The 10,747-nt window shown below is 68.2% G+C and carries 11 protein-coding genes; 7 read left to right on the top strand and 4 right to left on the bottom strand.

The genetic code is table 11. The annotated features are described in order from the left end of the window. Window positions 1-7: 7 nt before the first annotated feature. Window positions 8-1,633, top strand: coding sequence for a D-alanyl-D-alanine carboxypeptidase/D-alanyl-D-alanine-endopeptidase (dacB, locus tag ACFHWE_RS03280; RefSeq protein WP_416599061.1), 1,626 nt, complete (start codon window positions 8-10; stop codon window positions 1,631-1,633). Window positions 1,634-1,710: 77 nt separating this feature from the next. Here dacB and ACFHWE_RS03275 read toward each other — a convergent pair whose 3' ends face one another. Continuing rightward, window positions 1,711-2,262: a TIGR03086 family metal-binding protein gene (locus tag ACFHWE_RS03275; RefSeq protein ID WP_416599060.1), complete on the bottom strand. Its 552-nt coding sequence runs from the start codon at window positions 2,260-2,262 to the stop codon at window positions 1,711-1,713. 109 nt (window positions 2,263-2,371) lie between these two features. On the opposite strand from ACFHWE_RS03275, the gene ACFHWE_RS03270 reads away from it, so the two are divergent. Both ACFHWE_RS03270 and ACFHWE_RS03265 read left to right on the top strand, forming a co-directional pair. Further along, on the top strand, window positions 2,372-3,160 hold the full coding sequence (locus ACFHWE_RS03270; protein ID WP_416599058.1) for an AraC family transcriptional regulator: 789 nt from the start codon (window positions 2,372-2,374) through the stop codon (window positions 3,158-3,160). Between the two features lie 313 nt (window positions 3,161-3,473). Then, entirely contained in the window at window positions 3,474-4,760 is a 1,287-nt protein-coding gene (locus ACFHWE_RS03265; protein WP_416599056.1) for an Ig-like domain-containing protein, read from the top strand. 92 nt (window positions 4,761-4,852) lie between these two features. Here the strand turns inward: ACFHWE_RS03265 and ACFHWE_RS03260 are convergent, their stop codons facing one another. The 3 genes from ACFHWE_RS03260 to ACFHWE_RS03250 form a co-directional block, all read right to left on the bottom strand. Next, window positions 4,853-5,095, bottom strand: coding sequence for a hypothetical protein (locus tag ACFHWE_RS03260; RefSeq protein ID WP_416599055.1), 243 nt, complete (start codon window positions 5,093-5,095; stop codon window positions 4,853-4,855). 251 nt (window positions 5,096-5,346) lie between these two features. Then, window positions 5,347-5,949, bottom strand: coding sequence for an NADAR family protein (locus ACFHWE_RS03255; RefSeq protein ID WP_416599118.1), 603 nt, complete (start codon window positions 5,947-5,949; stop codon window positions 5,347-5,349). Window positions 5,950-5,999: 50 nt separating this feature from the next. After that, window positions 6,000-6,779, bottom strand: coding sequence for a dioxygenase (locus ACFHWE_RS03250; protein WP_416599053.1), 780 nt, complete (start codon window positions 6,777-6,779; stop codon window positions 6,000-6,002). A gap of 65 nt (window positions 6,780-6,844) precedes the next feature. On the opposite strand from ACFHWE_RS03250, the gene ACFHWE_RS03245 reads away from it, so the two are divergent. From ACFHWE_RS03245 to ACFHWE_RS03230, 4 genes are all read left to right on the top strand, one after another. Further along, the gene (locus tag ACFHWE_RS03245; RefSeq protein ID WP_416599051.1) at window positions 6,845-7,330 is read left to right on the top strand and encodes a MarR family winged helix-turn-helix transcriptional regulator; all 486 of its coding nucleotides are present in this window, start codon (window positions 6,845-6,847) and stop codon (window positions 7,328-7,330) included. A gap of 138 nt (window positions 7,331-7,468) precedes the next feature. After that, on the top strand, window positions 7,469-7,882 hold the full coding sequence (locus tag ACFHWE_RS03240; protein ID WP_416599049.1) for a DoxX family protein: 414 nt from the start codon (window positions 7,469-7,471) through the stop codon (window positions 7,880-7,882). Window positions 7,883-8,132: 250 nt separating this feature from the next. Next, window positions 8,133-9,086, top strand: coding sequence for a trypsin-like serine peptidase (locus ACFHWE_RS03235; protein WP_416599048.1), 954 nt, complete (start codon window positions 8,133-8,135; stop codon window positions 9,084-9,086). Next, window positions 9,083-10,639 carry a hypothetical protein gene (locus ACFHWE_RS03230; protein ID WP_416599046.1) on the top strand — a complete coding sequence of 519 codons (1,557 nt, stop codon included), beginning with the start codon at window positions 9,083-9,085 and terminating at the stop codon, window positions 10,637-10,639. The genes ACFHWE_RS03235 and ACFHWE_RS03230 overlap by 4 nt, the downstream gene beginning before the upstream one ends. The last annotated feature ends 108 nt before the right edge of the window (window positions 10,640-10,747 follow it).

Raw genomic sequence — 10,747 nt, 5'->3', positions numbered from 1 at the left:
GAGATCCATGACCACCGCAGTCCCCCGCGGCCCGCGTCCCGGACCGGGGCGCGCCCCCGCCCTCCGGACCCGCCTCGCCGCGGCCGCACTGGCCGTGCTGCCCCTGACCGTCCTGGCACCGGCCCCCTCCGCGTTCGCCGACCCGCTCGACGGGCGCCAGCCCCTGGCCGGCCTGAGCACCGACATCGACGCCCTCCTGGCGGACCCGTCCCTGGAGGGCGCGGTCTCCGGGGTGGTCGTCGCCGACCCCGGGACCGGAGAGCGGCTCTACGAGCGCGACGGCGACGAGCCCCTGGTCCCGGCCTCCAACATGAAGCTCTTCACCACGGCGGCGGCCCTGGAGCTGCTGGGTACCGGCCACACGTTCACCACCGAGGTCGTGGCCGACCGGCGGGGCCGGAGCCGCTCGGTGGGCGACGTGTACCTGGTCGGCGGCGGCGACCCGGCCCTGACCGCCGAAGACCTGAACGCCATGGCCGCCGAGGTGGCCGCCTCGGGCGTGCGCTGGGTGCGCGGGGACGTGGTCGCCGACGACACCTGGTTCGACGGCGAGCGGCTGGTCGACGACTGGTGGCCCTCGGATGAGCCCTACGCCTACTCCGCGCAGATCTCCGCCCTGACCGTCGCCCACGGCGAGCGCCTCGACACCGGCGTGACCGAGGTGGTGGTCACCCCCGCCGCCGAGGGCGACCCGGTCGGGGTGGACCTGGGCGCGGCCGAGGGCTACATGGAACTGGACAACAGCGCCGTCACCGTGGCGGCGGACGGCAGCGGCTCCGTCGCCGTCGACCGCCCCACCGGTACCAACACCATCACGGTCACCGGCACCCTGCCGGAGGGCGCCGCCCCGGTGGTGCGCCTGCGCACCGTCGACGAGCCCGCCGTGTTCACCGCGCACCTGTTCCGCCGGGCGCTGGAGCGGCACGGCGTCACGGTTCGCGGCGACGTCTCCCTGGGGCGGGTGCCCGAGCACCACCGGGGGGCCGACGTGCTCGCCGACCACGAGTCCGAGGAGCTGGGCGAACTGCTGCCCGCGCTGCTGAAGTTCAGCAACAACGGGCACGCGGAGATGCTGGTCAAGACCCTCGGCCGGGAGACCTCCGGCGAGGGCTCGTGGCCGGCCGGCGGGGCGGCCGTGGAGCGGGCGGTGTCCGGGCTCGGCGTGGACACCTCCGGCCTGGTCTTCCACGACGGTTCGGGGCTCTCGCGCACCGACCGGATCACTGCGGTCTCGATCACCGAGCTGCTCGACCACAGCCGCGAGGCCTCCTGGTACGGCACCTGGTCGGAGGCGCTCCCGCTGGCGGGTGACCCCGACCCGTGGGTGGGCGGCACCCTCGCCGGCCGGATGGGCGGCACGGCCGCGGACGGCGCGGTCCGGGCCAAGACCGGCACGATGACCGGGATCAGCGTCCTGTCGGGCTACGTCACCGGCCCCGACGGGGAGCGGCTCGTGTTCGCCATCGTCAACAACGGCCACACCGGCCGGGCACCCTGGGCGGTGCAGGACGCGATCGCCGTCCGGCTCGCCGAGTACCTGGGCCACGAGGCCGTCGTCGCGCTGCGCTCCGAGAGAGCGCCGGGGCCGAGGGGCGGCGGGGAGCTGGAGTGCTCCTGGGAGCTGACCTGCTGACAGGCTGACGCGGGAAGGGGCGGGCCGTGTCCCGCCCACCGCCTCCTGTCTACAGGCTGTGGACAGGAGGCGGCCTCCTACCAGGCGCGGCGGCCGAGGAAGGCGAGCAGGCGGGTCTGCTCGTCAGCGCCCTCCGGGGCGTCCAGCGCGGGCCCGAAGCCCTTCCCGCCGCGCATGTGCTCCCCGAACCCGTCGGCGGTCGTGCGCGTCCACCGGACGTCCCCGGGGTCGAGGCGCTCGTCCTGGCCCGTGGCGCGGCACAGGTCCCAGCGGTGGACCACCAGGTCGAAGCAGAGGAACCGCTCGACCGCCGCGGCGAAGGTCGTTCGGCCGAAGAAGCCGTCGAACTCCGTACCGGCGCGCCCGGGGTCGTTCAGGTCGGCCAGGACCGTCGCCCGGGCGGCGTCCCAGGCGGCCCCGGGTCCCGATGCCACCGGGGGGATTCCGTCGAAGGGGCGGCCGACCAGGCCCAGGAACATGCCCTGGGTCTGCACCACGTGCCCGACGACGTCCAGGGCGGTCCACCCCTCGCAGGGCGAGGGGCTGGACCAGCGGTCGTCGGATACCGCGGCGATCACGTCAGCGAATCCGGTGGCCAGCCGGTCGTAGTGTTCGGCGCTGTCGCCCATGGCGGTGTCCCTCCCAGGTCGGTGTCGGGCTCCGATTCTCGTGCGGCCCTCCTCGGGTGTCTTGGACAAACGCGACAGGACGCGTGTTCGAAAGCCCTACGATGGGGGTGTGCACCCCCTCCCCGTCGACCAGGACGCACGCGGCATCCTCGACCCGGTGACCGGGCTGACCCGGTTCCGGCTCGACCGTTACGCGCCCTCCGACCCCGTCGCCCGCTTCGTGGACCGCTACTGGCTCTCCTCGTGGGACCTGGCCGACGGCGAACCGCACGCTCAGCGCGTGTTCCCGCACCCGGTGGTCAACGTGGTCCTCACCGCCGGCACCGCCACGGCGCACGGCCCCGCCACCGGTGTCCGCACACAGAGCCTGGAGGGCACAGGGTGGGCGCTGGGGGTGATGTTCCGACCGGCCGGGTTCCGCCCCCTCCTCGGGCGTCCGATGCGCACGATCGTGGACGCCGCACTGCCGTGGCCGGAGGTCCTCGGGGCGGACGCGCCCCGCGACGACGACCCGCGGGCCCTGATCGCCGCGGTGGACCGGTTCCTGGCCGCGCGGCTGCCCGGGAACCGGCACCCCGCCGAGGACACGGCCGACCTCGTGGAGGGGATCGCGGCCGATCCTGCGGGCATCGGGGTGGAGGCACTGGCCGAGCGCGAGGGGACGACGGTCCGCTCGCTCCAGCGCCGGTTCGCCGACCACGTGGGGCTCTCGCCCAAGGCCGTGGTCCGCCGCTACCGCTTCTACGAGGTGGCCGAGCGGGCCCGGGCCGGGCCCGCTCCCGACTGGTCGGCCCTCGCCGCCGACCTGGGGTACAGCGACCAGTCGCACCTGATCCGCGACTTCACGGCCGTGGTGGGCGCACCCCCGGCGCGCTACGCGGCGCGGAGCCGATCGTGACTGTCCGTCCGTGACCTTTTGGTTCACGTTCCGTGAGGAACCCGGAACCACCGTGTTGTTTCGGGCATTCCCTGGTGGAGAGGATGACCGTGTTCTACGTTTTTGCGGCAAGTGCGGCCTTGGGTCGGTGGAGAGCCACGCCACCCCCTAGGTGTATCCTCGTCGGCTCCGGCGTATCTGCCCCCAGAGCGTCGCGGATAACCGCTCGGTAGCGATCCGTGGAACTTCAGAACCTTTTCCCTGGATGCGCGTCAAACAGGGCAGAGGCAAGAGCGCACACGACGCACCCGGCGTTCAAGATGGAGGTCCAGACGTGACGGGCAAGACCCACCAGGCGGCGCTGCGCCGGCTCGGCATCGGACTGGCGGCGTTCGCGCTCGCGGCCACCGCCTGTACGTCCGGCGGCGCGGAGACACAGAGCACGGAAGAACCGGTGGTCGACGCCGACCCCGCGGAACTGACCATCACCCCCGCGGACGGTGGCACCGACATCGCCCCCAACTCCCCGGTCAGGGTGACCGCCGAGAGCGGCACCATCACCGACGTCCGGGTGGAGCAGGCCTCCGCGACGGAGCAGGAGCACAACCGCGGACTCTTCGACATGACCGGGACCCTCAACGCGGAGGGGACCGAGTGGGTCAGCGACTGGAACCTGGACCCCGGTGCGGATGTCGTGGTCACGGCCACCGCCGAGAACGAGGCCGGTGAGACGACCGAGTTCGTCCACGAGTTCTCCACCCTCGACGCCACCCCCGGCCGACGGCTGGAACTGGCCTCGAACTTCCCCACCAGCGGTGACACCGTCGGCGTCGGCATGCCCATCGTGATCAACTTCGACCTGCCCGTCACCAACAAGGCGCAGGTGGAGAACTCGATGGAGGTCATCGCCGACCAGGAGATCTCCGGTGCCTGGAACTGGGTGTCGGACAAGATGGCCGTCTTCCGGCCCGAGGAGTACTGGGAGCCCTACCAGAGCGTCACCGTCGACCTCCACTTGGCGGGCGTCGAGGCCTCCGAGGGCGTGTACGGCGTCAGCGACCACCAGATCGACTTCGAGATCGGCCGCGAGCTCATCGCCACGATGCACGTGCCCGACCACGAGATGGTCATCACCATCGACGGCGAGCAGGACCGCGTCATCCCGGTGAGCAACGGCCAGGCCACCCGCCACTTCGACACCACCTCCTCCGGCGTCCACGTGCTCATGGAGCGCTACCGGCACCTGACCATGGACTCCACCACCGTCGGCATCCCCGCTGACGAGCCGGGCGGCTACACCGTGGACGTGCAGTACGCGGTCCGCACCTCCAACAGCGGCGAGTTCGTCCACGAAGCCTCCTACAACCCCTCCATCGGCTCCGCCAACACCTCGCACGGGTGCACCAACGTGGGGCTCTCGGACGCGCAGTGGTTCTACGAGAACACGCTCATGGGCGACGTCCTCGACACCACCGGAACCTCCCGCGAGTTCCAGTGGAACAACGGCTGGGGCTACTGGCAGATGACCTGGGACGAGTGGCTGGGCAACAGCGCCACCGGCGAGCCCCAGAACACCGACGGCTCCGGCACCCCCGGCTCCGTCCACGGCGAGGGCCTGTAGCACCCGCTCGGCCCGAGCACGGATGAGGGGCGCCGGGAACCCCACGGTTCCCGGCGCCCCTCCCGCTCTCCCCGCGGCCGCGTGGGCCGGTCTCACCAGGCGCGCACACCGCCGATGGGTGCCGGCAACTGTTCGTTGAGCCAGGTCCAGGTGCCGTCGTTCTCGGTGAAGCGGCGCTGGACGCGCTCCACCTCGGTCAGAGGCGAGGTGAACACCGGGCGCCAGGTCCCCGCCGCACGTTCCTCCAGGTAGAGGCTGTGCGCGTCGGCACGCATGTTCACCGCCTGAAAGGTGTGGGAGGAGCCGTTCCTGAGCTGGACACGGAAATAGGCCATGGGTTTCCCCGGATTCTCGTGATCGTCCCGCGAAAAGAAAGAAGATCGGCGCTCTCCGACGGTGAAGGCGTCGCGCCGTGTGTGCCTGCGCGGACGGCTGTCCCGGGCACGGTACTGCTCGCGTTCTCGGACTCTACTGGGGCCGGACACCGCCCGGAGCCAAACAACAGGTTTCCCCCGGGAGAATTCTCCCTCCGAGGTGCCGGACATGGCAGATGAAAGCGAAATGTCACTTTCCATGCCGAGTGGGGTTAAGAATGAGATTGTTCCACTGCTGATCCGTTGGTCCCGTCTGCGGCCAGGAGCGCCCGTGCCTCCATGAGGGCGAACCCCAGCAGGTTGAGGCCGCGCCAGCGCGCGGGATCCCCGGCGGCGTCGTGTCCCGCCGACAACCCGATCCCCCACACCCGGTCCCGAGGACTGGCCTCGACCAGGACCCGGTTGCGCGTGCCGAGGAGGAACCCTCCCAGCTCGGGGTTCTGGCCGAACTTGGCGACGCTGCCCCGCACGACGATACCGAAGCGCGCCGCCTCCCAGGCCGCCTGGTCGAAGCCGTGCACCTGGCGGCCGATCACCTTGGCGTCCCTGGGGTGGCCGGCGGCGATGATCCGGCAGAGGGCCTCCCGGTCCCCGAACAGCCGCGCTTTGCCCGCCATCATGTAGTGCTCGGCGGTGGGGTAGGCGGTCCCGTCGACGGTGAAGGCGGCCGGCCACCACTGCGACAGGCAGCTCGCCGACACCTCACCCGACGGGTGCGGCCGGTGGCCCCAGAAGTGCAGGAACTTCACGGGCCCGCCCGCCGCCACGAGTTCCGCCACCGAACGTGCGTCCACCGGTCTGCGCGTCTCCACCATGTCCGACATCGTCGCAGGCACCTCCGACGGTTCGGTACCGGTTTTCGCGCTCACTCGAACTGGAAGGACCGCTTGGCCAGCCCGTACCAGAAACCGTCGACCGTCGCGGTCGAACTCTCGTGGCCGTCCAGTGCGGCCCCCATCGCGACGAACAGCGGTGCGAAGTGGTCGCTGCGCGGATGGGCGATCGCCGCCGCCGGGGCCTTGCGCTCGAAGTCCACGAGTGAGTCGACGTCGTGGTCCGCGACCGCCCGGTCCACCCAGTCGTCGAACTCCGCTGACCAGTGCGGCGGCGCGCCGTCCGGGGCGCGGGACATCCCCCGCAGGTTGTGCGTGGTGAAGCCGCTGCCCACGATGAGGACGCCCTCCTCGCGCAGCGGGGCCAGACGGCGGCCCAGTTCCAGGAGTTCGGCCGGATCGAGGGTGGGCATGGAGATCTGCAGCACCGGGACGTCGGCGTCGGGGTACATCTCCTTGAGCGGGACGTAGGCCCCGTGGTCGAGTCCCCGGAGAGGGTCCTGGCGCAGGGGGACACCCGGGCCGGAGGCGAGGTCGCGGACCCGTCGGTCCAGCCCGGGAGCGCCCGGGGCCGGGTAGACCACGTCGTAGTAGCGTTGCGGGAAGCCCCAGAAGTCGTAGGTGAGCGCAACACCGTCGGCCGTGGCGCCGACGGTGAGCGGGGCGTCCTCCCAGTGCGCGGACACCACGAGCACGGCCGTCGGGCGGGCCAGACCGCCGGCCCAGTCGGCGAGTTGGTGCTTCCACCGGACATCGTCGGCCAGCGGTGGCGCGCCATGGCTCAGGTACAGGGTCGGCATGCGTGTGGTCATGGGCTTCTCCCGGGGTAGCGGACATTGCCCAGAACAAAGTTGAACTCTCAAGTATTTCGGATGCGGTGGTCGACGTGCGGTGGCTCGACGATGACGAGCAGAGGACCTGGCGCTCCTTCCTGGCCGCCGTCCACCTCCTGGAAACCGGCCTGGACCGCCAGCTCAGACGAGATTCAGGGCTGCCCCACGCCTACTACCAGGCGCTCGCGATGCTGTCGGAGGCCCCGGAGCGGTCACTGACCATGACCCGGCTGGCCGGGCTCCTGCGCTCCTCGCCGAGCCGCCTGTCCCACGCGGTGGCCCGAATGGAGGCGGACGGGCTCGTGCGCAGACGGAAGAGGGAGGGCGACCGGCGCACCACCGTCGTCACCCTCACCGACACGGGCATGGAGCGGTTGGAGCGGGCCGCGCCCGGCCATGTGAGCGAAGTGCGCCGCGTCCTGTTCGACGTGCTGGACCGGGAACAGGTCGATCGGCTTCGGGAGATCTCCGAGGCGATGCTGGGCGCCCTCGATCCGGGGGGCGATGAGCCCCGCTACCAGGTGCGTTAGGCCGTCCCGCCCGAAGACACCGGTTCGGTATGACAGCCGATTCGTGGCTTTCCGTGTTCGAATAGTTGCGATGAGTCGTCATGTCTTCCGGGGGCGGTGCGATCCGAGCCCCGGGACGCCGTTCGCGGGAGGGAACCCATGGGCAAGCAGACGATCGGACCGCTCGGTGACATCGCGAGCCTCCTCGCGAGGCTGGCGGTCGGGACCGTGTTCGTCTACCACGGCCTGCCCAAGCTGCTGAACCCGTCGGGCACGTCCGAGTTCTTCGGGATGCTGGGGATCCCGTTCCCACAGATCGCCGCGGTCTACGGGGGAGTGGTGGAGGTCGTCGGCGGACTCATGCTGATGGTCGGTTTCGCGCTGCCCGTGGTCGGGGCCCTGCTCTTCCTCCAGATGGCCGCCGCCTACGTCTTCGCCCACCTCGGCCAGCCCTTCGAGGAGTGGGAGCTGGTGCTGGTCCTGGGGACGTCGGTGCTGGCACTGGGCTTCTCGGGCGGCAGGATCGCCCTCGACCGCCTCATGCCGTGGGGCCGCCGCTCCGAGGAGGAGTAGGGGGCTGTTTTCGGTCTCTGGGCCTTCTTTTTCACTTTTTCGTGCAAAACGGTCAGGTCTTTACTTTATTCACATTCATATCTCCGGTGCCGTGGTGATGGGATGCCTTGCGCTCGAATGGGGCTTGCTCGGTATTGCCGTATTTTCTGAGGAAAAGCTACTATGAAAACGAATCCATGCAGACTGTGGGGTCCACGTACTCTGGGTCCGTCCCCCCGGGCACCGACCCCCTCCGTCGAATCGGAGTACCGTGCCCGAACAGGTCACAGACACCATTCCCACCGGCTCCCCTGACTGGCAACTGAGGATCACCGACCAGGACGGCAAAGCTTCGTACGGGGCCGCTGTACTGGTCGCCCCAGGCTACGCGGTCACCTGCGCCCATGTCGTCGAGGACGCCACCGGTGGGGCGACAGGACCCGGTACGCAGGTCGGGGTGGACGCCCCACGCGGAGACCGGGCGTGGAGGGCCACCGGCACCGTCATCAAGGGCGGCTGGTGGTACCGGGACAAGGCCCCCTGGGACATCGCACTTCTGCGGCTGAGTCGTCCTTCCGAAGCGGTTCCGGCCCGTAGCGCCGCTCCGCCCGCCTTCGGCGAGCGAGTGCGCGTCGTGGGTCTCCCCTTCAGCGATACCACCGCGGGCCGCTGGGTGACAGGGGTGGTCGCCGGCAGCGGCGGAAAATACCCGGAGTACGTACAGATCGACGCCGACTCGCCTGCGGGAACCAGGATCCTGCCGGGCTTCAGCGGAAGCGGTGTCCGCGGAGTAGAAGACGACACGGTCGTCGGGATCATGTGTGAGGCGACTAAGGACGGGCGCCTTGGCTGGATGGTACCGATACAGGCGATCCCGATGGATGTGGTCCCGCAGGTGCGGCCCGCGCAGGCGGAGCCGATCACCGAGGTCCCGGACAGCCCCCGGGCCATCGAGGAGACCGCGCAGGCGATGACCGACCTGCGGACCCTGTTGACCCCCGACAGCCGTCAGGACTTCTTCGAACACCTCGACAAAAGGGTTCGCAACTGGTTGCGGGCTGACCAAGACCTGCCCTCTTTCACGCGACAACTGGTCACCCTTGCCCATGGTGAGTACGACGTTCTCTGCAAGGTACTGAAACAACTCGATGCACGTGAGCAGGGCAGCGTCAAGATGCAAAAAGTTTGGCGGGCCGCCAAGCCCCTGCTGAAACGGTGTCCGTGAGCCACCGGGAGGAGTTCCGGAGAGAACTCCTCAGGACATTGAGCTTCAGTGACTCCGGTTATGTGAGAGGACTGCGTGCCTTCTTGTATTCTGCGGGGTGGCCTGTGGCCGACTTCCGATCCGAACCCATTTCGTCCTTTGCTGAGGATGTGACCAACAAAGCGTTCAACGAGCGTCGTGTCGGCGAGCTCGTGCGAATCATCGTCTATCGGGAATTCAGCTCGTCTTCGGCATGTCGCCTGGCGCAAAGATTCGAATGCCATATAAAGAAGGAAGAGAATAATTTTCTGCTCGATCGTGTCAGGGAAAGAAACAGATCCAGGGCTGAGCAGATTATCATAGTTTTGCGCGATATGCTGTCCGCCCTTCCTTTCGCGTCCGGCGCTAATGTCTACCGACGTGTTCTGGAGCAAGCGCCATATGAGATTCAGATACTCCCGAACCCGGTCAGTCTATGGGAGGTCTTTAAGGACATTTCAGACACCGTCAGTGTCGGGGTGGAATCTCCCGTGCTACTCCTCGCACGGGAGCTTGCGGATTCCCATCCAAGGGTGGCGAGAATGCTGCAGGATTGGTGCGACCTCAACAACCTGGGAACGGGGGAAACAAGTTCAGGGACGGGTACTCCTGTGCCTGGTGAGATTAGTGGGACGGCAAGGAATCCACGTTCACTGGCGAGGCTTTTAGTGTGGGTTCGGTGTGGCGAAGACAGCAGATACCTCATCGACGCCTGGAAGATTCTCGGCAGCAGCAGTGACGGAGAACCGGACGTGGACCAGATACCGACGGGCGATGAGGGACAGGAACAGAAGGGGGTTCGCTGGGATGCCATAGGGCACGAGGTGTACGACCTTTTCGAGCGCTTCGAGGGCATGCCGGAAGTCGAGGCATGCGAGCACAAACGACTCGAACTCACGATGTCCGCTGGTCTGCACGTGGATCTCGCAGCACCTTGGTGGAAGCCTCGTAAGACGGTCCTGGACGACCCCGTCCGCCTGGGTGCCAAGACCGAGATCATAGGTCATCTTGAGGAGTTTCTCAAGGGTCAGGATAGCGATCACGAGACCGGTTACAAAAGTTTTTTGAATCGCTGGAGAAACATCAATGAATCGGGTACTTCGATCATGTTCGATGAACAATGTGAAACGATCCCGCCAGGCGTTCACCTCTCCGAGTACGCATCGCATGACGGGCTGATCCTCTTCTCCCATGTGCATGAGCGTGGACAGGTGTTGGCTCGACGTGTTCGTGAGACCGCGCTCGTGGGAGTCCCCGTCATCGCTTGGCGTTTGGCGAAGCACGCTCGTGGGCATGGATTGAGACGTATTCTTGCAGGGGACGCAAGGGACGTGGAACTGGCATCCGTTCGATCTTTGCCGAAACTACTCCATCTTTCCAGGTCAGGTCATCCTTATCCAGGAAATAGGGGAATTTCGGACGGAATGGACATGGGTCTCATTTATCACGACCAGGAACACCATCCCCTGGAGCGCCCGTGGCGTCCACTCGCTCCTGGCGCTGGGTCTGGACAGCCAGAAGGGGGCGAAGCGTGACCATGTCAACGGTTGCAGGGAAGACGCCTTCCGGCGATGATCCGCGTGACTGGTGGGTCTTCCACGGTACCGGGGTACCCGGTCCCCACTCCGATCTCGCGGAGCGCC

It is taken from the genome of Nocardiopsis sp. LOL_012, from assembly GCF_048060475.1.
Classification (GTDB): Bacteria; Actinomycetota; Actinomycetes; order Streptosporangiales; family Streptosporangiaceae; genus Nocardiopsis.
Note: the sequence above shows the minus strand (reverse complement) of the source record. Positions and strands in the feature narration are given on the sequence as shown.